The 23,518-nt window shown below is 40.7% G+C and carries 26 protein-coding genes; 16 read left to right on the top strand and 10 right to left on the bottom strand.

Features of this window, described 5'->3' with window-relative positions; genetic code table 11:
- Positions 1 to 89 precede the first annotated feature (89 nt).
- The 5 genes from IE080_RS15755 to IE080_RS15735 all read left to right on the top strand — a co-directional run bounded on the left by IE080_RS15755 (position 90) and on the right by IE080_RS15735 (position 4,234).
- On the top strand, positions 90 to 764 hold the full coding sequence (locus IE080_RS15755) for an arylesterase (protein ID WP_189584796.1): 675 nt from the start codon (positions 90 to 92) through the stop codon (positions 762 to 764).
- Positions 765 to 931: 167 nt separating this feature from the next.
- Positions 932 to 2,674, top strand: coding sequence for a GMC family oxidoreductase (locus IE080_RS15750; protein ID WP_189584793.1), 1,743 nt, complete (start codon positions 932 to 934; stop codon positions 2,672 to 2,674).
- 11 nt (positions 2,675 to 2,685) lie between these two features.
- Positions 2,686 to 3,393, top strand: coding sequence for a gluconate 2-dehydrogenase subunit 3 family protein (locus IE080_RS15745; protein ID WP_189584789.1), 708 nt, complete (start codon positions 2,686 to 2,688; stop codon positions 3,391 to 3,393).
- Positions 3,394 to 3,593: 200 nt separating this feature from the next.
- Positions 3,594 to 3,836: a hypothetical protein gene (locus IE080_RS15740; RefSeq protein WP_189584787.1), complete on the top strand. Its 243-nt coding sequence runs from the start codon at positions 3,594 to 3,596 to the stop codon at positions 3,834 to 3,836.
- Positions 3,836 to 4,234 (top strand): type II toxin-antitoxin system VapC family toxin, encoded by a 399-nt coding sequence (locus tag IE080_RS15735; RefSeq protein ID WP_189584784.1) that lies wholly within the window; start codon positions 3,836 to 3,838, stop codon positions 4,232 to 4,234. The genes IE080_RS15740 and IE080_RS15735 overlap by 1 nt, the downstream gene beginning before the upstream one ends.
- Before the next feature lie 65 nt (positions 4,235 to 4,299).
- Here the strand turns inward: IE080_RS15735 and IE080_RS15730 are convergent, their stop codons facing one another.
- From IE080_RS15730 to IE080_RS15720, 3 genes are read right to left on the bottom strand one after another with little or no spacing between them, the layout of a single operon-like run.
- Complete coding sequence (locus IE080_RS15730; RefSeq protein WP_229800683.1) at positions 4,300 to 5,409, bottom strand: DUF6268 family outer membrane beta-barrel protein; 1,110 nt, start codon at positions 5,407 to 5,409, stop codon at positions 4,300 to 4,302.
- Between the two features lie 12 nt (positions 5,410 to 5,421).
- A complete protein-coding gene (locus tag IE080_RS15725; protein ID WP_189584781.1) occupies positions 5,422 to 5,865 on the bottom strand; it encodes a DUF2147 domain-containing protein in 444 nt (147 codons plus the stop codon).
- A 22-nt stretch (positions 5,866 to 5,887) separates the two neighbouring features.
- Positions 5,888 to 6,400, bottom strand: a complete 513-nt coding sequence (locus tag IE080_RS15720) for a hypothetical protein (protein WP_189584778.1) — start codon at positions 6,398 to 6,400, stop codon at positions 5,888 to 5,890.
- A gap of 161 nt (positions 6,401 to 6,561) precedes the next feature.
- Here IE080_RS15720 and IE080_RS15715 point away from each other — a divergent pair, with 161 nt between their 5' ends.
- The 5 genes from IE080_RS15715 to IE080_RS15700 all read left to right on the top strand — a co-directional run bounded on the left by IE080_RS15715 (position 6,562) and on the right by IE080_RS15700 (position 11,892).
- The gene (locus tag IE080_RS15715; protein ID WP_189584775.1) at positions 6,562 to 7,857 is read left to right on the top strand and encodes a M20/M25/M40 family metallo-hydrolase; all 1,296 of its coding nucleotides are present in this window, start codon (positions 6,562 to 6,564) and stop codon (positions 7,855 to 7,857) included.
- Positions 7,854 to 8,489, top strand: a complete 636-nt coding sequence (locus IE080_RS15710) for a Pr6Pr family membrane protein (RefSeq protein ID WP_189584772.1) — start codon at positions 7,854 to 7,856, stop codon at positions 8,487 to 8,489. Before IE080_RS15715 ends, IE080_RS15710 begins: the two co-directional genes overlap by 4 nt.
- 29 nt (positions 8,490 to 8,518) lie before the next feature.
- Positions 8,519 to 8,656 (top strand): Fic family protein, encoded by a 138-nt coding sequence (locus IE080_RS19760; protein WP_373295139.1) that lies wholly within the window; start codon positions 8,519 to 8,521, stop codon positions 8,654 to 8,656.
- Between the two features lie 62 nt (positions 8,657 to 8,718).
- Positions 8,719 to 10,587, top strand: coding sequence for an alpha-amylase family protein (locus IE080_RS15705; RefSeq protein WP_189584769.1), 1,869 nt, complete (start codon positions 8,719 to 8,721; stop codon positions 10,585 to 10,587).
- A 198-nt stretch (positions 10,588 to 10,785) separates the two neighbouring features.
- The gene (locus IE080_RS15700) at positions 10,786 to 11,892 is read left to right on the top strand and encodes a Fic family protein (protein ID WP_308428178.1); all 1,107 of its coding nucleotides are present in this window, start codon (positions 10,786 to 10,788) and stop codon (positions 11,890 to 11,892) included.
- Positions 11,893 to 12,023: 131 nt separating this feature from the next.
- Here IE080_RS15700 and IE080_RS15695 read toward each other — a convergent pair whose 3' ends face one another.
- The gene (locus IE080_RS15695; protein ID WP_189584766.1) at positions 12,024 to 12,494 is read right to left on the bottom strand and encodes a Dps family protein; all 471 of its coding nucleotides are present in this window, start codon (positions 12,492 to 12,494) and stop codon (positions 12,024 to 12,026) included.
- Positions 12,495 to 12,643: 149 nt separating this feature from the next.
- On the opposite strand from IE080_RS15695, the gene IE080_RS15690 reads away from it, so the two are divergent.
- Complete coding sequence (locus IE080_RS15690) at positions 12,644 to 13,885, top strand: sensor histidine kinase (RefSeq protein ID WP_189584764.1); 1,242 nt, start codon at positions 12,644 to 12,646, stop codon at positions 13,883 to 13,885.
- Between the two features lie 81 nt (positions 13,886 to 13,966).
- Here IE080_RS15690 and IE080_RS15685 read toward each other — a convergent pair whose 3' ends face one another.
- From IE080_RS15685 to dusB, 3 genes are all read right to left on the bottom strand, one after another.
- Positions 13,967 to 14,722, bottom strand: a complete 756-nt coding sequence (locus tag IE080_RS15685) for a ThuA domain-containing protein (protein WP_189584760.1) — start codon at positions 14,720 to 14,722, stop codon at positions 13,967 to 13,969.
- 88 nt (positions 14,723 to 14,810) lie between these two features.
- A complete protein-coding gene (locus IE080_RS15680) occupies positions 14,811 to 15,710 on the bottom strand; it encodes a DMT family transporter (RefSeq protein WP_189584758.1) in 900 nt (299 codons plus the stop codon).
- A gap of 121 nt (positions 15,711 to 15,831) precedes the next feature.
- Complete coding sequence (gene dusB, locus IE080_RS15675; protein WP_189584755.1) at positions 15,832 to 16,821, bottom strand: tRNA dihydrouridine synthase DusB; 990 nt, start codon at positions 16,819 to 16,821, stop codon at positions 15,832 to 15,834.
- A gap of 38 nt (positions 16,822 to 16,859) precedes the next feature.
- On the opposite strand from dusB, the gene IE080_RS15670 reads away from it, so the two are divergent.
- From IE080_RS15670 to IE080_RS15650, 5 genes are all read left to right on the top strand, one after another.
- A complete protein-coding gene (locus tag IE080_RS15670) occupies positions 16,860 to 17,801 on the top strand; it encodes a CPBP family intramembrane glutamic endopeptidase (RefSeq protein WP_189584751.1) in 942 nt (313 codons plus the stop codon).
- Positions 17,794 to 18,000 carry a putative signal transducing protein gene (locus IE080_RS15665; RefSeq protein ID WP_189584748.1) on the top strand — a complete coding sequence of 69 codons (207 nt, stop codon included), beginning with the start codon at positions 17,794 to 17,796 and terminating at the stop codon, positions 17,998 to 18,000. Before IE080_RS15670 ends, IE080_RS15665 begins: the two co-directional genes overlap by 8 nt.
- Positions 17,984 to 18,841, top strand: coding sequence for a phosphatidate cytidylyltransferase (locus IE080_RS15660; protein WP_229800682.1), 858 nt, complete (start codon positions 17,984 to 17,986; stop codon positions 18,839 to 18,841). The genes IE080_RS15665 and IE080_RS15660 overlap by 17 nt, the downstream gene beginning before the upstream one ends.
- Positions 18,842 to 18,914: 73 nt before the next feature.
- On the top strand, positions 18,915 to 20,192 hold the full coding sequence (locus IE080_RS15655; protein WP_189584745.1) for a Glu/Leu/Phe/Val family dehydrogenase: 1,278 nt from the start codon (positions 18,915 to 18,917) through the stop codon (positions 20,190 to 20,192).
- 79 nt (positions 20,193 to 20,271) lie between these two features.
- Positions 20,272 to 20,934 carry a phosphatidylserine decarboxylase family protein gene (locus tag IE080_RS15650; RefSeq protein ID WP_189584741.1) on the top strand — a complete coding sequence of 221 codons (663 nt, stop codon included), beginning with the start codon at positions 20,272 to 20,274 and terminating at the stop codon, positions 20,932 to 20,934.
- Between the two features lie 578 nt (positions 20,935 to 21,512).
- Here IE080_RS15650 and IE080_RS15645 read toward each other — a convergent pair.
- The 3 genes from IE080_RS15645 to IE080_RS15635 all read right to left on the bottom strand — a co-directional run bounded on the left by IE080_RS15645 (position 21,513) and on the right by IE080_RS15635 (position 23,508).
- Entirely contained in the window at positions 21,513 to 22,109 is a 597-nt protein-coding gene (locus tag IE080_RS15645; protein ID WP_189584738.1) for a DUF502 domain-containing protein, read from the bottom strand.
- A 97-nt stretch (positions 22,110 to 22,206) separates the two neighbouring features.
- A complete protein-coding gene (nqrE, locus tag IE080_RS15640) occupies positions 22,207 to 22,818 on the bottom strand; it encodes an NADH:ubiquinone reductase (Na(+)-transporting) subunit E (RefSeq protein WP_189584735.1) in 612 nt (203 codons plus the stop codon).
- 12 nt (positions 22,819 to 22,830) lie between these two features.
- The gene (locus IE080_RS15635) at positions 22,831 to 23,508 is read right to left on the bottom strand and encodes an NADH:ubiquinone reductase (Na(+)-transporting) subunit D (protein WP_189584732.1); all 678 of its coding nucleotides are present in this window, start codon (positions 23,506 to 23,508) and stop codon (positions 22,831 to 22,833) included.
- Positions 23,509 to 23,518: the final 10 nt, after the last annotated feature.

The following is a 23,518-nucleotide window of genomic DNA, read 5'->3' as shown; positions in this document are numbered from 1 at the left end:
AACGGTAAAAAGGTTTAAATGATTGGAAATAATCCTTAGACAGAGCAAACAAAAAACTTTAAATTTCGATTGAATTCAAAAAGAATATAATGAAAAACAACTTGATATACCTGCTTGGTGGAATATTACTCCTTTTTAACGCCTGTGCAGGGAGTGAAACATCCTCAGAAAAATCGACTGGAATAATTGAAAATAGTATCTCGGATTCCTCAGAAAAACCTATCATCCTCTTCTTCGGCAACAGCCTGACAGCCGGATACGGCTTGGATGAGGATGAAACGTTCCCCTATCTGATTGGAGGAAAGCTCGAGCAAGATGGCTTGGAATACAAAGTAGTCAATGCAGGTTTGAGTGGTGACACGAGTGCCAGCGGTCTCAGTCGCTTGGATTGGTTTTTGGAAGAGGAACCCGCTGTCTTTGTTTTGGAACTAGGGGCCAATGATGGTTTACGAGGGATTGACTTAGCCGAAACCAAAAGCAATTTAAAATCCATTCTGACAAAAGTACGCTCCAAGTATCCTGAAACTGTCTTAATCTTAGCCGGCATGCAGATCCCGCCAAACATGGGGCCTGAATACACGGCGCGATTTGCTGAAATTTATCCAGAGGTGGCGCAAGAAGAACAAGTCTACCTGATTCCCTTCCTTTTGGAAGGAGTCGCTGGAGACCCTGATTTAAATCTTCCCGACGGCATTCACCCCACCGCAGAAGGTCAAAAAATTGTAGCTGCCACGGTTTGGACTCATTTGAAAGGATTGCTATAAGCATCCTTTTTTTTGTTAAAATATCCAGAATTTAAAAAAGAACCCAACGCTTCTACCAAGAATCCATAAAAAAGTCTACACTTCTCCAAAATAATTCAGATAAATTGCTTTTGATTTAAATATTTTTTTACACAACTTACGAAAGAATTATAAAAATTTTATAAAACATGAGTTTTGAAATCAAATCATCCGGTGAAGCGTATGATGTAATCATCGTGGGTTCCGGCGCTGGAGGAGGTATGGCCTCTAAAATTCTCTCGGAAGCTGGGCTATCAGTTGCCGTACTGGAAGCAGGTCAGGATTTTGATCCTGCCAAAGAAGAAGATAGAACTCAGCTAAGACCACCCTGGGAATCTCCTCGTAGAGGTTCTGGCACGAGAGTCAGGCCTTTTGGGGATTTTGACCAAGCCATTGGCGGTTGGGATATCGAGGGGGAGCCGTACACGAAGGCCCCTGGCACGCAATTCGACTGGTTTCGCTCACGTATGGTCGGTGGACGTACCAATCACTGGGGTAGGATTTCTCTCCGATTTGGACCAAACGATTTCAAACGCAAAAGTATCGATGGCTTAGGAGATGATTGGCCCATCGGTTACGATGACCTAAAACCCTACTACGATAAAGTTGATAAATTGATTGGCGTTTTTGGTTCCAAAGAAGGGATCTACAATGAACCCGATGGATTTTTCCTTCCTCCACTAAAACCAAGACTACATGAGCTTTATGCCATGAAAGGGGCAAAGAAAGCCAATGTACCCATGATTCCTTCTCGCTTGTCGATGTTGACAAGACCTATCAACAATGAGCGTGGGGTATGTTTTTTCTGTAATCAGTGCAACCGTGCCTGTCAGGCCTATGCTGATTTCTCTTCCGGTTCGGTCTTGCTCAAACCCGCTATGGAAAAAGGTAAAGTCGATTTATACACCTTTGCTATGGTGCGTGCTGTAACTACGGATGATAGTGGTAAGGCTACTGGGGTATCTTATATCAATAAAGTAGATATGCAGGAGTACAAGTTGCGTGCTCGAGCTGTCGTTCTGGGTGCTTCCGCATGCGAGACTGCCAGAATCATGATGAATTCCAAATCCAAATCCCATCCCAATGGTGTAGGAAATAGCAGCGGAATGGTTGGCAGGTATGTTCATGACTCCACAGGTGCTGATAGGATGGGAATTTTACCCGATCTTGTGGATAGAGAGCGCTACAATGAGGACGGTGTAGGTGGCATGCACGTCTATACTCCATGGTGGTTGGACAACAAAAAATTAGACTTCGCTCGAGGATATCATATTGAATACTGGGGGGGGATGGCCATGCCTTCGTACGGAACAGGATTTGCCATGGATACCATGCGTAAGTACCTCAAAGATGAATTTGGAAACCCAAGCCCTAATGGTGGCTATGGAGAGGGATTGAAAAAAGATATCCGACGCCTGTATGGCACTACCCTTGGGATGTCCGGAAGAGGGGAAAGTATCCCTCAATACAGCAACTATTGCGAAATTGATAATAAGGTAGTCGATAAGTACGGTATCCCTGTACTCAAATTTCACTACAAATGGACCGACCAAGAGATCAAGCAGGCCAAACACATGCAGGATACCTTTGAAGAAATCCTCACCGAAGCAGGCGCCATCTTGATGGGAACCAAACCCGGTGCAGACACCCTCTATGGTCTTGCCACGCCTGGGCGCATCATTCACGAAGTAGGTACTACACGCATGGGTAAAGACCCCAACACTTCCGTATTGAACAGCAACTGTCAAGCCCACGACTGCGATAACCTCTTCGTAGTGGATGCCGGACCATTTGTCTCGCAGGCTGACAAAAATCCAACATGGACCATCATGGCACTAGCTTGGAGAACATGTGATTACATTGTAGAAGAATTTAAAAAGAAAAACATCTAATCGTAGGAGACATGAACAGAAGAGAAAACCTAAAACTCCTATTTACCGGGACATTAGCTTCGGGACTTTTACTCACCAATTGTGATCCAAAAGATAAAGTCGAAGATTACAGTCCACGCATTGCCGGAGGAACTCCCGGTGCCCGAACAGCAGAAGAAATTGCCTATGACCAACGTTTACTTTCAGAGGTATTTTTCACAGATGAAGAACGGAAAAAACTGAATGTATTGGTGGACATCATCATGCCTGCTGGGGAAAATGGGGTCAGTGCTACCGATGTAGATGTTCCCGATTTCATCGAGTTTATGATGAAAGACTATCCACCTTTCCAAACGCCCATGCGAGGTGGACTGATGTGGCTGGACAATTACAGCGATGATACCTATGGAAAGAAATTTCTAGCACTTTCCGAATCCGAGCGCATGGAAGTCATTGACCTGATAGCTTGGCCTGACAAGGCGCCAGCTGAATTAGCCGGAGCTGTAAATTTCTTTAACATCTTAAGAAACCTCACCTGTACGGGATATTTCACTACCGAAAAGGGATTTCAGTACATGGGCTACAAGGGAAACACTCCGAATGTTTGGGATGGTGTACCTGATGAAGTCCTGAAAAAACATGGATTTGAATATCCGGAAAAATACAAAGACCTCTACCTCAAACCCGAAGAACGCGGCACGGTCGCCCAATGGGATGAAGAAGGGAACTTGATAGGATGAAAAAAAGCGGGTGGAAAAACACCCGCTTTTTTATGAATTTTTTGAAGTCTAATGCTAATTGCAATCTTTAAGCATTCCAACAGTTCCAATTTCATAAACTTTTCGAAATAAATTTAGGGCAACAATCCTTTATCGTAAAAGACTCAACCCCAAACAATACTGAATCGTTAAAAATTTGTATATTTAAAAAAAGAAATCTAATGGAAACGAATGAAATAGATATCGCTGACAATTTTATAGGGATGATCAAAAATTTGAGCAAAAAGGTTAAGCTCGAACTTATTGATCAAATTTCAAACTCTATTTCAAAAAACCCAGAAAAACCCGAAAATGATGCATGGAAAAAACTTTATGGGGCATTTGAATCAGATAAAAGTGCTGAAGAAATAATTGATGAAATAAGATTAAGTAGATACACTTCAAGAAAGATTGAAGACCTCTAATGAGATACTTATTAGATACAAATATTTGTATCTACTTCCTTAAAGGAAGATTTAATTTGGTTGAAAAATTCGAACAAATTGGATTTGAAAATTTATATATTTCTGAAATAACACTTGCTGAGTTAAAGTTTGGTGCTGAAAAAAGTGAATTCCCTACAAAAAACCGAGAAATAATTAATGAATTCTCAAATCGTATAAAACTCATTCCGATTTTTAAGGCCATTGATATTTTTGCAAAAGAAAAAGCCAGATTAAGAAAAACAGGAAGAGTTGTCGATGATTTTGACTTACTCATTGGCTCAAGCGCAATTGTTAATAATATGGTATTAATAACCAATAACGAAAAGCATTTTATTGATTTAGAAGGAATAGCATTGGAAAATTGGTCCAAGGAATAAAATAAAAAGGACAGGGCCTTTCCTAATGAAAACCCTGTCATTAAAATACATTTGATTCCACTTTGTTAAAGCGTCACAAAACTTATCCCTATATTGAAATAAACCGCATTGCCTAAATTATTAACCATTCCAAACTGCTGAGTTCCGAAGAAGCCTCTGAAAAACTCCCGACTTCCTTCCAACTCATCTGCATTGAAGGTCCAGTCCATGCGGTAACCTGCCTGTACATGCATCCAAAACGGCCCCGAGACTTGCTTTTGGAATTCTAATCTTGGGCGCAACTCCCCTCTTCTGATTTCATAGCTATTGTTCCCAACTGAGAAATCATTGATACGGTAGGATTGCCCTTCCAATTCATAGCCAAAAAGCAACAAAGAATTTTTGCTGAAATTGTATCGTCCATGTGCTCTCGCTGGAAAAAGGATTTCAGTTCCCCATTTTCTATCTGCACTTGTCACATCGTACATGACCACCGGAACGTAATTCAAATTTCCTACACGATAGGTTCTAGCCAGTCCCAAGCCCCAACGCTTGCTCTCACTTACTCGTTTAGCATAGACTGCCGCCAAACTCCATCGAATGGTGTTAAACGGTTGCAAACCCCAAGAGTAATCCCCACTCATATCCAATCCTGCTTGAACGATGAAGAAATTTTGCTCACTGATGGGTACAAAGAAGGTATTGGTCCAGTTGAGGTTATTCAATCCACGCTCATCCAAAATCTGTGTTAAACCTGAGGCATCCGGCTGACTTTGCACGTCCGAAATATTATATCCCACACGCATATAATTTAGTCCACTTTGCCAAACTAGATTACTTTTGGAAATCACAGGAATATTGGAATTGAAACGAACACCTCCAGTGAAATTCACTCTACCACTCTCTGATACCGGTGCATCTTCATCTACAGCCCATCCAGTGTTTCCACTAGCTGGAAAACGTGCAGCAGAAAGATTCATATCATACCCTAGCTGCCTATCGTAGGACAAAGTGAAAAAACGGGTTGGGCTTAAACCAACGATGGTAGGTCTGGCATAGCGTTTTACATTACTATCATCCACTAATTCCAAGTCTCCATAGATATCCCAATCTTCGTCATCATCATCTTGGGCCATCAACGGAACAAGCCCTGCAAGAAACAGGGCCATACTCATACATACTATTTTTAGCTTCATCACAGACCTAGATTAGTTTATTTTCAACTTTCTCCAAGTATCTGATCTACCGAATGTTTTGACACCAACGAAGCCACGAATATCTAAAGTATTTTCATCCTTCATGGTGATAACAGAACTGTAGGTATTTCCAGATTCAGGATCATAGATCGTTCCATCTTCCCAAACACCCTTTCCTTTGTAGGTGAAATCTTTCAATATTCTGTAACCTCTCAAAGGTACATTTCTCATACTTTCATCAGGATTATTGGCATCCAATTTTGGCTTACCTGTATTTGGGTCATTTGGTTCTTTTAACCATACGATTCTTCCGTAATACTTCCCGTCAATATTATCAATTTTCACTCGGGCTTTTCCATGTCCTGGCTCCCAAACACCCACCAATGCATCTGCATCCTGGGCCATTACAAAAGCACTACTGAATAGAAATGCTACAACTGCAAGTAACTTTTTCATAGGTATGTTGAGTTTATCGTTATTATTTAATTCCAAGTTCAAAAGTAACCTTCACCAAAAACTTCACATTTCCCCAAAACTCCTCATCCAACAAATCAAAGTCTCCCACGAAGGTAATCCTACCATCATTGAAGGCATTTGCTAAGTTCTCCTGCTTATCGGCGATCGATAAAGAAACGGGAGAACCAACTTCAAATCCACCTTCATGCAAACCAACCCGCGTCATGGATGTATTTTGAGATGTGAGTTCAAACACCATTTTCTCCAGCGCCGGTAATTCATCTCCATCCACCAAGGTGATTTCTACTGAAGCAACTTTAGCTTTAGAAACTTTCCCTTGTACTTCTCCTAATAGTTCATTGACATCAAACTCCCAAGTGGCTGTCGAGGAGTTAGCACCTTCAAATAGAGGGCCTTCGGCAGTTAGCTCCAACTCAGGAGTTTCGACCACTACGGTCGTCAAATTGCCGGAACATGCTGCCAATACCATGACAACAAGTGCGCTGATTGCCAGCGAAAGGATATGTTTTTGCATAAGGTTTATTGTTAGTTCTACGAAAGAACGGGGTTTCAGATTCAAAATACGCAAGAATCTCAACAGAATTAACTACTTGCGCTGAGCTCTTGTTCCTCAAATCTGAATATTTCGATATATTGAGCCGACAAAAAAAACACAGAAACCCTAGAATCGCAACTATGAATGCTAAACTCTTTGTTTTCATCGCCTTCCTTTGGACTCCAATAACTTTTGCTCAAACACTGAATGAGAAAGAACAACAGCTGATTCAGCAAATTGAAAAAAACTACGAAGAAACATTGGATTTATTAGAAGAAACGGTCAATATCAATTCAGGAACCTTCAATTTAGAGGGCGTAAAAGCAGTGGGAAAGGTTTTTGAACGGGAGTTTGCAAGGATAGGATTTACTACAGAATGGGTGACTTTACCCGATTCACTCAAGCGGGCAGGTCATTTTGTAGCCAGCAAAAAAGGAAACAAAGGGAAGAAATTATTTTTTATCGGGCACTTAGATACGGTTTTTGAAAAAGATATGCCATTCTATCCATTCACATATGTAGATGCGCATACGGCCAAAGGACAAGGAGCGAATGACATGAAAGGTGGCAATGTAATGATTTTTGCTACGCTGAAGGCATTGCATGAATTGGGACTTTTGGAAGACCGCACAGTGACGGTGTATTTCACAGGAGATGAAGAAAATGCAGGGAGTCCTAGTTGGGTGAGCAGATTGGACTTTGTAGAGCGGGCCAAGCTTCACGATTATGCTTTGGGTTATGAAACTGCCCAAGGCTTCAATATTGCGACCGTGGCCCGAAGAGGTGCAAGCGGATGGACTTTGAAGACGACAGGAAGACAGGTACATTCATCCGGTGTATTCCGTGAGTCGGTAGGCTACGGAGCAATTTACGAAGCTGCAAGAATCTTGAATACCTTCCGGGAAGAATTGGCAGGTGAGCAGTATTTGACTTTCAATCCCGGTCAAATCATAGGCGGTTCGGATGTTGCTTACAATGATGACACAGGAGAAGGCAGCGCTTTAGGCAAAACAAATATTGTGGCCAGAGAAGCATTGGTAACTGGTGATTTGCGCTTTTTGGGTGAGGAGCAAAAAGAAAAAGCTCGTGAAAAAATGCGGGAAATCGTCAGTAGAAATCTCAATGGCACTACGGCCAGTATCACGTTTGAAGATGGCATTCCATCCATGCCACCCACGGAGGGAAATTATGCATTGGTGGATGTGCTTTCCAAAGTCAGCAGAGATATGGGCTTTGGAGAGGTAAAAGCAGGTGATCCTGGTTCGAGAGGCGCTGGGGATATTTCTTATGTCGCGGACTATTTGGATTGTATCGATGGCTTAGGGGCCTCTGGTACAGGTGCGCACTCTCCTGCCGAAACAATCAACATGAAAGAGTTTCCTGATTTGTTGAAAAGGTCAACAGTTTTCGTGTATCGCTTACTCCATGAGTTATGAGAAAAAATTTAGCCTACATTTTTGCGTTTATGAGCTGGTCTGCCGTGATTATGCAGTATTGGCTAATGTTAGAAACTAATCCTTTAACTTGGAGTGAGGCTACTATTCGCTTTTTTAGCTATTTCACAATCCTGACCAATACACTGCTCGCAATTTATTTCAGTTCACAAGTTCATGGAGACCTCCACGACAGGGGAAAAATCTGGAAAAAACCAGGGACTCTAACGGCAATCACAGTGTATATTTTGGTTGTTGGCTTGGTTTACCAAGTAGTTTTGCGGGCAATTTGGGATCCGCAAGGCATGGCACGGGTGACAGATGAGCTACTCCATACCCTCAATCCAATGTTAGGATTATTATTTTGGTGGCTTTTTGAGGATAAAAAAGCAGTGGAATGGAAGCAACTCCCCTATTGGCTCCTCTATCCCTTAGGATATTTTGTGTACACAATTATACACGGGCAAATCTCAGGATTCTATCCTTATCCTTTTGTGGATTTGAATTCCATCAGTGTAGGCCAATTGGTTTTTAACTTTCTAGTCTTGTCATTGGTCTTTATGGGAATTGCGGGGCTATTGGTCTGGATTGGGAAAAAGTTAAGGGTGAATCAAACACAGAATTGGAATGATTGACACTGATTTTCACAGATGATTACTTCAGAGTGGAATACATAACTCCAGCATTGGAACAAAAATACATTGAATTAACATTTCCAAATCGAATAAACCACCCCAACCAAAAATATCGACTTACAGCCAAAGGCCTAGCGTTGAAAGCAGAATTGACCAAAACGCGATGAAAAGCTACCATTTAGCAAACGATAAATCCATGCTAATCCCAACATTTTTTTATCTTTAGTCCATGAAAAAATTACTCTTTTTATCGTTAGCTGCATGCTCTTTATTAGCATCCAGCTGCAAAGAAACCGAAACAGCTCCAGAATCTCCTATGGAAGAACAACACAAGATTGTCGTTTATCAAGTATTTACGCGCCTATTTGGCAATACCTACACGACCAATAAACCTTGGGGAACCTTGGAGGAAAATGGAGTTGGGAAGTTTTCTAACTTTACTGACAAAGCCTTGGAAGAAATCAAAGCCTTAGGGGTCAGTCATATCTGGTACACAGGAATCCCCCATCATGCAGTAATCAGAGACTACACTGCATTTGGCATCAGCAATGATGATCCAGATGTAGTCAAAGGACGTGCGGGTTCACCCTATGCTGTGAAGGACTATTACCAGGTAAATCCTGACCTAGCAGATGATCCTGCCAAGCGCTTGGAAGAGTTTGAAGCCTTGATAGCACGCACGCACAAACATGGAATGAAAGTCATCATCGATATCGTCCCAAACCATGTCGCTAGAAAATATGAAGGAAAAAACAATCCCGAGGGGGTGCGTGATTTTGGTGCAAATGATGACCAAACAATGGAGTACCATAAAAACAATAATTTCTATTACATTCCTGGGAAATCTTTTTCAGTTCCAGCTCCTTTGGATAATTATAAGCCCTTAGGGGGTGAAAAGCATCCGCTATCCGACGGAAAGTTTGATGAAAACCCTGCTAAATGGACAGGAAATGGCAGTAGAGAAGCGCAACCGCATTTTCACGATTGGTACGAAACAGTCAAAGTTAATTATGGCGTACGACCAGATGGCACCAAAGACTTCCCAAGCCTTCCAGAAGGTTATGACACAAAAGATCACCAAGCCCATGCTGCTTTTTGGGCAGATAAAGAAGTACCCGATTCTTGGAAAAAATTCAAGGAAATTGCACTCTTCTGGACAGCAAAGGGAGTGGATGGATTCCGCTTTGACATGGCAGAAATGGTCCCTGTTGAGTTTTGGAGCTATATGAATTCAGCCATCAAAATCGCCAATCCAGATGCATTTCTGCTGGCTGAAATCTACAATCCAAAAGAATACAGGAATTACATTCACTTGGGTAAAATGGACTTTTTATACGATAAGGTAGAGCTCTATGACACCTTAAAAAACATCATGCAGGGTAAAGGTTCTACCGACAACTTAATCCCAATTCAAGCAGGATTGGCAGATATCGGGAAACACATGCTTCATTTCCTAGAGAATCATGACGAACAGCGTATTGCCAGTCATGAATTTGTCGGGAAAGCGGAAATAGCCAAATCTGCGGCCGTTCTATCAGCAACCATTGACGCAGCGCCTATGATGATTTACTTTGGGCAGGAAGTAGGCGAACCAGGGGCAGAAGACGCAGGATTTGGAAAACCAAGCCGGACATCCATTTTCGACTATATCGGCGTACCGCATCATCAGCGATGGATGAATGGTGGAAAATTCGACGGAGGACAGCTAAGCAATTCAGAAAAAGACCTGCGCGATTTCTACAAACGTTTGCTCAACTTTACGCTTTACAGTCCTGCCCTTGCAGGTGAATATGCAGAAATTCATAGCCATAATCGCGCAAATACGGAATGGTACAATGACAAAGTATTTTCCTACATGCGTTGGTCAGAAAAACAACGCTTGATTATCATTACCAATTTTGATAAGCAAGATAGTTTTGGATTTGAACTGCAAGTGCCGGCTAACATCATCCAAGGGTGGGGAATAGCAGATGGAAAGTACACATTGGATGAAAAACTTTATGGACAGGCGAAACCAACCTTGACAATTCAAGATGGCCAAGGCAGGGTAAGAGTTGATCTGAAACCTTTGGAAAGTTGGATACTAGAAGTCAAATGAGGAGACATTAAAAAGCATGATGCTTTTCCTCAACAAAGTTTGATGAAGCATCATTCTTACTTTCCAACAAGCTTCGATGGTTGTAAGCTCTTGTTAAAATGCAACGATTATAAAAATATTCGACGCAATATATGCGTCGAATATTTTTTTTTATGCGGCGATTATTGCATATATTCGTTGCATAAATTGCAGTGAATAATGCAGTACATCTACCATAATCCTAATTGGCCTTCTTTTTACTGGAATCATGAAGCGATAATCCAGCAATTAAGTATTGTGAGAAATCTTCAGGGAAGGTTACTAGGTAAAATGGAGTCTTTGGGTTTTGATCTCAAAAATGAGGCATTTCTCCATACCCTTACCCTTGATGTACTCAAGTCATCAGAAATTGAAGGCGAATACTTAGATTTGGATCAAGTCCGATCTTCAATCGCTCGAAAATTGGGGATGGAAATAGCCGGTGCAGTGGAGTCCGATAGGTTTGTAGATGGGGTGGTAGAGATGATGATCGATGCTACTCGCAACTGCTTTGAGCCCATCACAAAAGACCGTCTATTTGATTGGCATGCTGCACTTTTCCCTACTGGGAGAAGCGGTATGTATAAAATAAGCGTAGCTGATTGGAGACAGGATTCAACAGGTCCCATGCAAGTGGTATCTGGAGCTTTAGGAAAAGAAAAAGTGCATTTTCAAGCTCCAGAAGCATCGGTTACAGAAACGGAAATGAGTCGGTTTTTAGAATGGTTTAATACACATGAATCTATAGAACCCGTATTGAAAGCAGCTGTCGCCCACCTTTGGTTTGTCACCATACATCCCTTTGAAGATGGAAATGGTAGAATCACACGGGCACTAACAGATATGTTGTTAGCCCGTTCGGACAACAGCAATCAACGGTTTTACAGCATGTCAGCACAGATTCGAAAAGAAAGAAAAGACTATTATGAGATCTTAGAAAAAACCCAGAAGGGTAAACTTGACATTACAGCATGGATAGAGTGGTTTTTAGCCTGCCTAACGAATGCATTGAAAGCAACGGACGAAGCCTTGGATGCAGTTTTGTTCAAAGCAAACTTTTGGAGAAAACATACACATACAGTACTCAATGAACGTCAACGGAAATTGCTGAATATGTTGATGGGGGAATTTGAAGGAAAATTGACCTCGTCTAAGTGGGCTAAGATAACGAAATCCTCCAAAGACACTGCAATCAGAGACATCAATGACCTCCTGGAAAAAGGTATCCTTCAAAAAGAAGCCGCTGGAGGCCGAAGTACCAACTATGAGTTAATCAGGAATCTGTAAATTATAAAAAACAAAAAGCCCTAATTTGCATCAGGGCTTTTTTTTAATACGATCAATACCATTGTTATTTTATCTGCTATCCAATGAAATACTCAAACCGTGGACAACGAACCGTCAACTGTGGGCAAACATTATTTTAAGTATGCAGAAAGCATCCAAACCACTTTTTCTTTAGCGGTGATGTACTCGCTCATCAAGGCATCGGTACCTTCGTCACCTTGGTCTCCTGCCAATTCTAATGTTTCTCTCTCCAAATCCAGAAGTGCATTCAAATTATCACGGGTAATTTCCACCATTTTTTTGGCGTCGTCCACCATCTTTGCTTCTGAAATGGAAGAGTTCGCAATGTATTCTTCATAGGAAGACAGTGGCCGCTGACCGAGTGTTAAGATACGCTCAGCTGTTTCATCAATATTCAAGGCCGCTGCATTGTACAGTTCTTCAAATTTTGCATGCAATTCAAAGAAGTTTGGACCGGTAACATTCCAGTGGAAGTTACGAAGGTTCTGATAGTATATTTGATAACTTGCCAAAAGCGAATTTAACTTAGCCGCTAAAACTTTACTGTCTTTTATTTTCAATCCAATATCATTTGTGCTCATAATCTTTATATTTAATGGTTGTTTTACTATCTATACAATCAAAAACAAGGCCATAGAAGGCCAAAAACTAATTTCAGCCGATTGATACTAACAATAAGCGAAAGGAGTTTTCTATACATACGGAATTAAGCCATCGAAAGATTGAACAAATGAAGCAGGCGCTACAGGATATCGGGATTTTGGACTTTTATCGCAATAAAAACACCGTCAAATGGCTGATTTTCATCAGCTCAGTCATCATTAGCTTTGGGTCGATCTATTACACCAACCTCTTGGTGGAAGAATTGCGCGAGCGTGAAAAACGTCAGATTCAATTATTGGCAAAAGCCCTGGAGTACGCCTCCATGAATACTGACAATTTGACATTTATCAATTCTGAAATCATCCAACAAAACTATTCCATACCCGTCATTATAGCCGATGCTTCGGGCAATCCTTTGGATATGCGGAACATTAAATTCCGAAAAAACGCAACGGACGAAGAAAAAGCCAAACTGCTCAAAGAAGAAATTGTCAAAATGAAGACACAATTTGAGCCCATAGAAATCATGGACTCTTATGTGTATTACCGGAATTCTGAATTACTGACTTCTTTACGCTTCTATCCATACATTCAACTCTCTGTCATCTTAGTATTCGGTGCCTTAGCATATGCAGTATTTAATCAATCTAAAATAGCTGAGCAAAACCGCGTTTGGGCGGGGTTGACCAAAGAGACCGCTCATCAATTGGGTACTCCTATCGCCTCTTTAATGGCATGGCTAGACTATTTCAAAAACTCCCCTTTCTACGAGGAAAACAAAGAGGTCATCCAAGAGATGGATAAAGATGTGGTCAAGCTACGGATGGTGACCGAGCGGTTTAGCTCCATCGGAAGCAAACCCTCCATACAGCCAGAAAATGTGTTTATGGTTATCGATGAAGCCATCAATTACTTACGACCACGAATTTCCACCAAAGTAAGCATGACGGTCAATGGCTATGAAAACGGCATTGAAGCCATGATCAATAAACCTTTATTTGAATGGGTAATAGAAAACATTTGTAAAAATGCCGTGGATGCCATGAAGGGTCAAGGTTCTATTACCATCAATATTATCAAAGAAAGCGAAAAATATGTTTTTGTAGACATTATTGATGACGGTAAAGGGATGGAAAAGGGGATGTTTAAAAAGATTTTCACTCCTGGATTTACGACCCGTAAACGGGGATGGGGTCTAGGGCTAACGCTAGCCAAACGAATCATTGAGGGCTATCACAAAGGAAAGGTGTTTGTCAAAGAATCCGAAGTGGGTAAAGGAACAACCTTCAGAATCATTCTTCAAGGTACCAAAGAAGGGATAGCCAAATTCCAACGGGAGGATTTTGTGGCACAGGGATTAAGCAACTAACCTAATCTTCCAATCTTAACCCGCTGAAATTTAGCACTTGCTTTAAGTACATAATTGGCGTAAATACGCTTGCAAGAAAAATTAATCTCCGTAACCCTTCGCTGCCCACCATATCCCTCCTAAAAGGTGTTTCATGAAGTCAGGACTTTGAAAAGCCCAATCGGTATGCCCCAAAGCAGTGTAAAACATACGCCCTCCATCAAACTCATTGGTCCAGGCAATCGGATGAAAATCTCCCATACCTTCTCCTGCATCGTAGGTATTCTCATCTGCCGTGATAAGAACGCGGACATTGGGGTTGAAATTTTTAAAGGCATAAATCTCATCTGACCACACCCACTTTTCTGGCAAATGATAGGTTGCAGGATGATTTCGATCAATCACATTCAACTTCAATGTTTGCTGATGGGGATGATTCAAAAATTGGGCGCCAATCAATTGGGTGTACCAAGGCCAGTCATACTCAGTATCTGTAGCACTGTGAATGCCTACGATCCCTTTCCCACTTTGCACAAATTTCTGAATACTGTTTTTTTGAGCTTCATTGAAAATTGTACCTGTGGTACTCATCAAGATGATCACATCAAATCTTGCCAAGTTGGCATCTGTAATGAAGTCTTCATCCTCAGTCGTATAAATATCAAAAATATTGTCTCTCGCTAGTTTCTTTAATGCGACCACACCATCTGGAATGGACTGATGTCGAAATCCTTTCGTCTTGCTGAAAACTAAGGCCCTATATTGAGGACCGTTTTGAGCTTGTGCTTCTTGCCAGGATGCAGGAACCAGTAAAACTATGACAAGTAGAAGCTGACAAAATCTAAGAAGTTTATTCATGATCATGTAGGTTTGAGGGAAGATATTCTTTTCCTGAAAATTGAAAATAGGAATCCTGATTCAGATTACCTAAAAACCCACTAAAAACTTACTTTCTATTCCCAACCCATACACCAAAGATTACAGCGATAATTCCAATGTAGTGTCCAAAAAGTAAGGTCTCTCCATCCAATAATCCCCACATAATGGCTACAATAGGAATAAGGTATGTAACCGAACTCGCAAAAACCGGGGTTGCCACTTTCACCATCACATTGAATAAGATCAAAGCTAAAGCTGTACCAACGATCCCTAATAAACTTATTAGACCAGCTGCCTGCCAAGCACCTGCCACATGAACAATCTTAAAGGAGAAATCAGTCGCAGCAAATAAATAAACCAAGGCAGCTGGAAGTACCATGGTAATAGAGATAGCTGTGATCGCTACCGGTTTGAGTTCGACAAATCGGTATTTGATGATATTCAAATTAACTCCATAGCAACAACAGGCCAGCAAGACATAAAACGCATAGCTATTGATATCAGTAAACCCTCCAAACCCTGTATCCTTGACCATTAACAATAAAACTACTCCCACAAATGCAATGAGCAAACCTATCAAATTGCGCTGAGTAATTTTGGAATTGAAAAACAAGGCTCCAATAATCACTACAAATAAAGGAGTCATGGCATTAAAGACACCTGTCAGCGATGAGCTTAATTGAGTTTGGGCTTTTGCAAAAAGAAATGCCGGAATAAAACTACCTACCAATCCTACGATTAATAAATTTTTGACTTGACGTTTATTGAGGGACTTTAATCTGGGCAATGAAAGTGGCAGCAGGAATAATCCAGCGGCAACAATTCGAAAAGCCCCAACTTCGCCAGGAGAAAAAACTTCCAGGCCCCTTTTTATCAAAATAAATGAACTTCCCCAAATCAGGGCCAACACAATCAGAAAACCCCAGGCCTTTAATGCATTTTCGGCAAGCAAATCCCTATTACTCATGAATGGATGTCTAACGGATAATCAAATCAAAAAAAGCTGTTTCATACTTCTGACGTGCAGTGTGTATGAAACAGCCTTTGCTGTAATTTCAAATGTACGTATTCTCTCTCGTTATCAACCATTAAAATTGATAATCGGCATATACAGACCCTACTTCGTCCAAAATCCCCTGAACTTCTGCCAAGGACTCCACCGTGACCATCTGTGTCCGATACGGTTTGAAATTAGGCATCCCTCTGAAGTAATTGGTATAATGCCTTCTCATTTCCAAAATACCCAGCTTCTCTCCTTTCCATTTGACAGAAAACTCCAAATGCTTTTTGGTAACCCGAATCCGTTCTTCCATATCGGGGCCAGGTAATTTTTCTCCGGTCTCTAAATAATGCTTGATTTCATTAAAAATCCATGGATATCCAATCGAAGCACGGCCAATCATCATCCCATCCACATCGTACTTTTGTTTGTATTCCAAAGCTTTTTCAGGGCTATCGATATCACCATTCCCGAAAACAGGAATATGTAGGCGTGGATTAGCTTTCACTTGGTTCAAATAGGACCAGTCAGCTTCACCTTTGTACATCTGCTGACGCGTACGGGCATGTATGGAAATCGCCTGAATACCCACATCCTGCAAACGCTCCGCTACCTCTACTATACGAATCGTATCATGAGACCAACCAAGGCGGGTCTTAACCGTCACAGGAATTTTTACTGCTTTCACAATTTCAGCAGTCATGGAAACCATTTTATCGATATCGAGCAAAATCCCTGCACCGGCACCCTTACAGGCAACTTTATGAACTGGACAACCATAATTGATATCCAAGATGTCCGGTCCTGCAGCTTCTGCAATAGCAGCTGCCTCTCGCATGGATTCTATTTCATTTCCAAAAATCTGAATACCTATCGGACGCTCATATTCAAAGATATCCAACTTTTGAACACTCTTTGCAGCATCCCTGATCAAGCCCTCAGAACTAATAAATTCTGTATACATCAAATCCGCTCCATTCTCCTTGCAGACTGCCCGAAAAGGAGGATCACTCACATCTTCCATAGGTGCGAGCAACATGGGGAATTCACCGATTTCTAAGTTTCCTATCTTTACCACCGTTCAATTGTAATTTTCCTGTAAATTTACGTCAAATTATGCAGATTTATAAAACCCAATCACCTATAGCTTCACGATCCAACTGGTTATTATCACTTGTTGTTCTGATTTTGGTCACCTTTGGAGTCTTGGCACTCTTACAAGGATTGGCCGTTGTACTGGTCCCCAAGATTTTTTCCATCTCTTTGGATGAGACGATTGCTATCCTTACAGTAGGTTCCTCTCACCCCCAAGCTCGCTTCGTTTTTCTATTTGTACAAGGCTTAGCGGGAGGATTGAGCTTTTTTATAGCAGGTATCCTTTACAGCAAATTGGTCGATCGGGCTGATTTTCAGTGGAAACAACAAGTAGCTACCATAGAGTTCAAAAGCATTGTATTAATGATCTTGATTTTGATAGCAGGTATTATTTTTAACAGCGTGTTAATCGACTGGAATGCTGACTTTGTCTTCCCGGAATCCTTATCCCAACTTGAAAAATACCTGAGGGAAAAAGAAGATCAATTACTAGGCCTGACCAAATTCTTGACTGATTTTGACTCCATCACAGAAGTACTTGCGGGGATCTTTGTTATAGGTATTTTGGCTGGATTGGGCGAAGAAGTACTCTTTAGAGGAGTGCTCCAACCAAAGCTTAGTGGCTATTTTAACAATGTTCATGCGGGCGTATGGGTAGCAGCAGTTATCTTTTCTGCTATCCATCTTCAATTCTATGGTTTTCTCCCAAGAGTGTTTTTAGGGGCTATATTTGGATATTTATATGTATATTCAGGTTCATTGGTCTATCCGATACTTGCCCATATCCTAAACAATACCTTCACAGTAATCATGCTATATTTGAATAAAATAGGTATACTAGAGTTTGATTTAGAAGAAACAGGGCAAGTCCCCATACTTATGGCCTTTGCTGGCTTGATCGGTATGATTCTTTTATTTCGTGTTTTTAAAAACGAACAATCTCAATTAGCAACTCATGAGTAATTGGAAAAAAGTGTTTGCAGATGGTTCACCGGTAAGGGCTGAAATAGTCAAAAGCATTTTGGAAGACCGGGAAATCCCAGCAGTAATTCTCAATAAAAAAGAAACAGCTTATCAGATTCATGGCCAATACGAGGTGATGGTTGCAGAGCAGCATCTAGAGGAGGCTTTAAACATCGTGCAGCATGAGATCACCTTTTAGAATGCGGGACCGCTTCAACATCAACAATTACAGTAATCTCGCCCAACGTGTCATTACTGCGTTGATTGGTGCATTTGTAATTATAGCAGGAGCGGTTTACAGTCCATGGATTTATTTCATCACTTTTGGGTTAATTTTGGCATTTTCCCAGATGGAATTTTACAAGCTATCCGGCTTGGACGGAATGCTCCCTTTGAAAAGTTTTGGAACGTTTTTGGGCACCTTGATATTTGCACTGACCTTCTTTATAGAAATTGGACATTTGGATGACAAGTATTATTTCTTGATTTTCCCGCTCGTATCCTTAGTTTTTTTCATCAAATTATACAGAAAATCAGATAAAAAGCCATTTACAGGAGTAGCTTTCACATTTTTAGGCATCTTTTATGTCGCAGTTCCGTTTGCACTCTTGAATGTAGCAGCCTTTGCGGTGGATGGTACCTTTCATTATGAAATCATCATAGGGTCTTTATTGATTTTATGGGCTTCAGATTCGGGTGCTTACTTCGCCGGTACAAAGTTTGGAAAGACCAAATTATTCGAGCGTGTATCTCCCAAAAAGTCCTGGGAGGGATTTCTCGGAGGAGCAGGTACAGCTTATGTCATGTCCTATATTTTGGGTAAGCATTTCAACACCTTACCTTCCTGGCAATGGCTTAGCATCGCTACAATTATTATTATAGCTGGAACTTACGGAGACCTCATAGAGTCTCTGTTTAAGAGAAGTATAGAGATCAAGGATTCAGGAAAAGCATTACCAGGACATGGTGGATTTATGGATAGATTTGACGGATTGTTATTATCGGCCCCATTTATTGCTGCTTTTTTGAAAATCTTTTAAAAATCACCCGTGGATACTGAAAAAGTCCTTAATATTGTATCATAATTGAATAATTCAACTAAATAAACCCACTATGGCTTACATTGAACCAGCTCCGATCAAGGATAAAGAGAATCCTTTGGAGTCAATGATGGAGAGATTTAACATTGCAGCAGAAAAATTGGGACTTTCTGAAGAGGTCTACAATGTGCTGAAAAATCCTGCCAAACAAGTGATTGTTTCACTTCCCATTACCATGGACAATGGTAAAATTCAAGTTTTTGAGGGAATTCGGGTAATCCATTCAAACATCCTAGGACCTGCAAAAGGCGGTATCCGCTTTTCGCCAGATGTTCACATCGATGAAGTAAAAGCACTTGCTGCTTGGATGACTTGGAAATGCGCTGTAGTGGATATTCCTTACGGTGGTGGTAAAGGGGGTGTTCGTTGTAACCCTCGTGAAATGTCCAAAGGAGAAATCGAGCGATTGATGAGAGCTTACACTACAGCTATGATCGACGTTTTCGGCCCGGACAAAGACATTCCTGCACCGGATATGGGTACAGGACCAAGAGAAATGGCTTGGTTGATGGATGAGTATTCGAAATCACACGGAATGACTGTCAATGCCGTAGTAACTGGTAAGCCATTGGTATTGGGCGGTTCTCTTGGAAGAACGGAAGCAACAGGCCGCGGTGTAATGGTCAGTGCCTTAGCTGCCATGCAGAAATTAAAAATCAATCCTTTCTCCGCTACCTGTGCTGTACAAGGTTTTGGTAACGTAGGTTCTTGGGCAGCTCAATTATTAGAAGAGCGAGGCTTAAAAATCGTAGCGATATCGGATATTTCCGGCGCCTATCACAACGAAAATGGAATCAATATCGTAGAAGCAATTGCTTACAGAGATGGTAACAATGGGACATTGGAAGGCTTCAAAGGAGCTGAGAAAATGGACAATCCTATGGAACTGTTAGAATTGGATGTGGATGTGCTAGTTCCAGCGGCCGTTGAAGATGTGATTACTATCCATAACGTGGATAAAATCAAAGCGAAATTGATCGTAGAAGGTGCCAATGGCCCTACTTCCGCTAAAGCAGATGCCATCATCAATGAAAAAGGCATCATGGCAGTACCTGATATCCTAGCTAACGCTGGAGGTGTGACTGTATCTTACTTTGAGTGGGTTCAAAATAGATTAGGTTACAAGTGGACTGCTGAGCGTGTCAATAGACGTTCGGATCGTATTATGAAAGATGCTTTTGACCATGTATATGAAGCTTCTATCAAATACAATGTTCCAATGAGAATTGCCGCTTACATTGTTGCGATCGATAAAGTTGCGAAGACCTACACTTTCCGTGGTGGCTTCTAAGCACAAGCGAACAAAATAAAAATTTATATATTTGGGGTGTGAAAGGTGACTTTCACACCCCTTTTTAACGAATTATCCCATGACCATACATAAAGAAGGTAGATCTTTGCTGTTTTGGATGCTAATAATCTTGGCAGCACTAAATTATGGATTACATCAATGGATTCCAGAACAAGACTTGGTACTCAACCTAGTTTTACTTGTCAGTGTAGTCCTGTATTTAATTGTACTTCAATTCTTCAGGAATCCATTCGTGGCCTTACCTAATGATGATGATTTGGTGTATGCACCAGCGGAAGGCAAGGTAGTTGTTATAGAAGAAACAACGGAAGATGAATACTTGAAAGACAGAAGAAAGCAAGTATCCATCTTTATGTCTCCTTTTAATGTTCATGTCAACCGCTCTCCTATTGCTGGTATTGTAGAGTTTTTCAAATACCATCCTGGAAAATACCTGGTCGCTTGGCATCCAAAATCCAGTACAGAAAATGAGCGTACTACCATGGTACTACGTCATGAAAATGGCACAAAGATATTGGTAAGACAAATAGCCGGAGCCCTAGCAAGAAGAATCAAATGGTATGTGAAAGATGGAACTCCGCTTGCCCAAGGAGGGGAGTATGGCTTTATCAAATTTGGATCAAGAGTGGATATCTACTTACCACTAGATGCAGAGATTCTTGTGACGATGGATCAAAAAACCAAAGGAGGCAAAACCCCAATAGCAAGGTTAAAAAAATAAAAGCGCTATACATCTTACTAAAAGCTTAACGACTTGTGTTACCTAAACAGGAAATGCAATCGTTAAGCTTTTTTTATGGGCAGATTTTTAACTTCAAAGTCAAGGAATACAGATTTCAATTTAACTCAGAATTCCTCCGTGAAAAATACCTCACTATTGACATATAGACCATTCCCACTACTATTCCAAGAGCTTTAGGAACAGTCTGTTCAACAAATAAATCTTCAGAAATCAACAGATAATACCCAATCCATATGAGCAAAGGATACAAAAGCGGCCAAAAAAAGTAACTATCAAATCTATCCCTAGGTTTAAAATGGTAAAACACAACATACATGAATAACCACGCAACAAAATGATAGAGATTAGGAGAAATCTCCATAAGTTGATCTTGGTTTAACAAAATAACTACAAGAATAAAGAGGTTAATAACTGCAACCTTCCTACTAAATGTAAAAAAGGAAGACCGCTTAAAGTCCACAGAAGCTTGACTAAGATTTTCCATAACTTAAAAGAATTAAACATACTGGAGAGTTAAATTTAAAAAAAATGTCCTAAAAAGCCAGTAATAGAATGGTTTAGTTATTGAAATCTTCTCTTTTTTTAGAAACCGCTTCTTTTATACTTAGGTTTGACACACCCCCTGAAACAATAAACTTCATCACATCGGTACTGCTCAATCCCTCTAAAATTGTTACATTTTCTTTTGGAATTAAAAATAGATTGCCAGAGAAATTATAACTATGAGGCATGTAAATTGATACTAATGTCCTATCATCGATGTCCAATAAATTGTCCTGAGTGATAAAGCCAAGTCTAAATACAGTATCAGATAATTTCACTAAAACAGGCGTATTAAACTTCTTTTTATCTCCAACGAATGCAGCCATCAAATCTTTGATACTGGTATAAAGAATATTGATCAAAGGAATCCTAAATACCCAGCGCTCAAAAATCTCAAAAAGAGGCTTTGTAATAAATATACTAGCCAAAAACCCAATAAACGTGATAAAAGCAAGAATTATCAAAATCCCAAGGCCAGGCACCGGAATGGGTACTATTCCATCGATGAATCTCAAAATCCAAGCTATCACATAGACAGTCAAAGCAATAGGAACTACAAAAAGGAGCCCTCTGAAGAAGTATGTAATGAATCTTTTATACGTAAATGACATGAGTTCACAGCTTTCAACAAAACTAAGTAATTTAAAAAGCATTGACACAAAAAAAGCCTCAGATTTCTCCGAGGCTTTAGTAAATGATTTCTTACTCTTAAAGATCAATACCCATAAAGGACATAAAGGCAATACCCATCAAACCAGTGATAAGCATGGTAATACCTAAACCTTTCAATCCGTCAGGAACATTAGAATACTTCAACTTTTCTCTGATAGCTGCAAGGGCAACCATAGCCAAGAAGAAACCTACACCAGAACCAAAACCGTAAACGGTTGCTTCTGCGATAGTATAATCTCTCTGAGCCATGAAAAGGGAACCACCAAGAATCGCACAATTTACTGCGATCAATGGAAGGAAGATACCCAATGCACCATACAAAGCAGGAGCAAACTTTTCAACGATCATCTCTACAAGCTGCACCATTGCCGCAATTACCGCGATGAACATGATGAATCTTAGAAAAGATAAGTCAACTGTTGCAAAAGTAGGGCCAGCCCAAGCTAAAGCACCTTCTTTCAAAATATACTCATTCAACAACCAGTTGGTTGGTGCAGTTACTGACAATACGAAGATTACCGCTGCGCCCAAACCAAGAGCTGTACTTACCTTCTTAGAAACGGCCAAGAAAGAACACATTCCCAAAAAGTAGGCGAAAACCATATTATCGATAAAGATCGATTTTACTGCTAAATTTACTAATTCCATTTTTGCTACTTTTTAGTGTTCTACATAACCTGTTTTGGTACGCTGTACCCAGATGATCAAACCAAGAATGATGAATGCTCCTACAGGAGAAACCATCAAACCATTCGTTGCCAAGCTGAATCCTTCTCCAAATAGACCAGAAATCGCATCGTAGATTTGAACTCCGAATACAGACCCTGAACCCAATAACTCTCGGAAGAAAGCAACTGCTAAGATAATCCAAGCATATCCAAGGGCAGAACCAAAACCATCCAAGATGGAATCATATGGTTTGTTACCCAATGCAAATGCTTCCAAACGACCCATTACGATACAGTTGGTGATAATCAAACCAACGAATACGGATAGTTCCTTATACATATCAAAAGCAAAAGCTTTCAATACTTCATTTACCAAAGTTACCAACGATGCAATTACTGCCAATTGTACGATGATACGCACTCGGGATGGGATAGCATTTCTCAACAAGGAGATGGTCAGGTTTGCCATCACCATTACGAAAATTACGGATATCGCCATTACCAAAGTAGGCTGCAATTGAGTAGTAACCGCAAGAGCAGAACAAATCCCCAATACCTGAATGGTAATCGGGTTATTATCTACCAAAGGGTCACTGATGAACTTTCTCCTTCTTTTGGACAAAAGAGGCTCTGCTTGTTTTACAGATGCCTGTGCTGTTTCTGTGCTCATTATAGTTTGG

Source organism: Mongoliitalea lutea, from assembly GCF_014652135.1.
GTDB classification, from domain to species: domain Bacteria; phylum Bacteroidota; class Bacteroidia; order Cytophagales; family Cyclobacteriaceae; genus Mongoliitalea; species Mongoliitalea lutea.
The sequence above is the reverse complement of the archived record's forward strand: the minus strand, read 5'-3'. Positions and strand labels throughout refer to the sequence as shown.

What these genes read in the sequence shown, in the direction of transcription:
- IE080_RS15720 (WP_189584778.1), bottom strand. Translation starts at nt 6,400, where the DNA reads ATGCAAAAACATATCCTTTCGCTGGCAATCAGCGCACTTGTTGTCATG.
- IE080_RS15740 (WP_189584787.1), top strand. Translation starts at nt 3,594, where the DNA reads ATGGAAACGAATGAAATAGATATCGCTGACAATTTTATAGGGATGATC.
- IE080_RS15635 (WP_189584732.1), bottom strand. Translation starts at nt 23,508, where the DNA reads ATGAGCACAGAAACAGCACAGGCATCTGTAAAACAAGCAGAGCCTCTT.
- IE080_RS15685 (WP_189584760.1), bottom strand. Translation starts at nt 14,722, where the DNA reads ATGAATAAACTTCTTAGATTTTGTCAGCTTCTACTTGTCATAGTTTTA.
- IE080_RS15665 (WP_189584748.1), top strand. Translation starts at nt 17,794, where the DNA reads ATGAGTAATTGGAAAAAAGTGTTTGCAGATGGTTCACCGGTAAGGGCT.
- IE080_RS15650 (WP_189584741.1), top strand. Translation starts at nt 20,272, where the DNA reads ATGACCATACATAAAGAAGGTAGATCTTTGCTGTTTTGGATGCTAATA.
- IE080_RS15715 (WP_189584775.1), top strand. Translation starts at nt 6,562, where the DNA reads ATGAATGCTAAACTCTTTGTTTTCATCGCCTTCCTTTGGACTCCAATA.
- IE080_RS15730 (WP_229800683.1), bottom strand. Translation starts at nt 5,409, where the DNA reads ATGAAGCTAAAAATAGTATGTATGAGTATGGCCCTGTTTCTTGCAGGG.
- IE080_RS15690 (WP_189584764.1), top strand. Translation starts at nt 12,644, where the DNA reads ATGAAGCAGGCGCTACAGGATATCGGGATTTTGGACTTTTATCGCAAT.
- IE080_RS15695 (WP_189584766.1), bottom strand. Translation starts at nt 12,494, where the DNA reads ATGAGCACAAATGATATTGGATTGAAAATAAAAGACAGTAAAGTTTTA.
- IE080_RS15725 (WP_189584781.1), bottom strand. Translation starts at nt 5,865, where the DNA reads ATGAAAAAGTTACTTGCAGTTGTAGCATTTCTATTCAGTAGTGCTTTT.
- IE080_RS15735 (WP_189584784.1), top strand. Translation starts at nt 3,836, where the DNA reads ATGAGATACTTATTAGATACAAATATTTGTATCTACTTCCTTAAAGGA.
- IE080_RS15745 (WP_189584789.1), top strand. Translation starts at nt 2,686, where the DNA reads ATGAACAGAAGAGAAAACCTAAAACTCCTATTTACCGGGACATTAGCT.
- IE080_RS15680 (WP_189584758.1), bottom strand. Translation starts at nt 15,710, where the DNA reads ATGAGTAATAGGGATTTGCTTGCCGAAAATGCATTAAAGGCCTGGGGT.
- IE080_RS15645 (WP_189584738.1), bottom strand. Translation starts at nt 22,109, where the DNA reads ATGTCATTTACGTATAAAAGATTCATTACATACTTCTTCAGAGGGCTC.
- IE080_RS15660 (WP_229800682.1), top strand. Translation starts at nt 17,984, where the DNA reads ATGAGATCACCTTTTAGAATGCGGGACCGCTTCAACATCAACAATTAC.
- IE080_RS15655 (WP_189584745.1), top strand. Translation starts at nt 18,915, where the DNA reads ATGGCTTACATTGAACCAGCTCCGATCAAGGATAAAGAGAATCCTTTG.
- IE080_RS15750 (WP_189584793.1), top strand. Translation starts at nt 932, where the DNA reads ATGAGTTTTGAAATCAAATCATCCGGTGAAGCGTATGATGTAATCATC.
- nqrE (WP_189584735.1), bottom strand. Translation starts at nt 22,818, where the DNA reads ATGGAATTAGTAAATTTAGCAGTAAAATCGATCTTTATCGATAATATG.
- IE080_RS15670 (WP_189584751.1), top strand. Translation starts at nt 16,860, where the DNA reads ATGCAGATTTATAAAACCCAATCACCTATAGCTTCACGATCCAACTGG.
- IE080_RS15755 (WP_189584796.1), top strand. Translation starts at nt 90, where the DNA reads ATGAAAAACAACTTGATATACCTGCTTGGTGGAATATTACTCCTTTTT.
- IE080_RS15705 (WP_189584769.1), top strand. Translation starts at nt 8,719, where the DNA reads ATGAAAAAATTACTCTTTTTATCGTTAGCTGCATGCTCTTTATTAGCA.
- IE080_RS15700 (WP_308428178.1), top strand. Translation starts at nt 10,786, where the DNA reads ATGCAGTACATCTACCATAATCCTAATTGGCCTTCTTTTTACTGGAAT.
- IE080_RS15710 (WP_189584772.1), top strand. Translation starts at nt 7,854, where the DNA reads ATGAGAAAAAATTTAGCCTACATTTTTGCGTTTATGAGCTGGTCTGCC.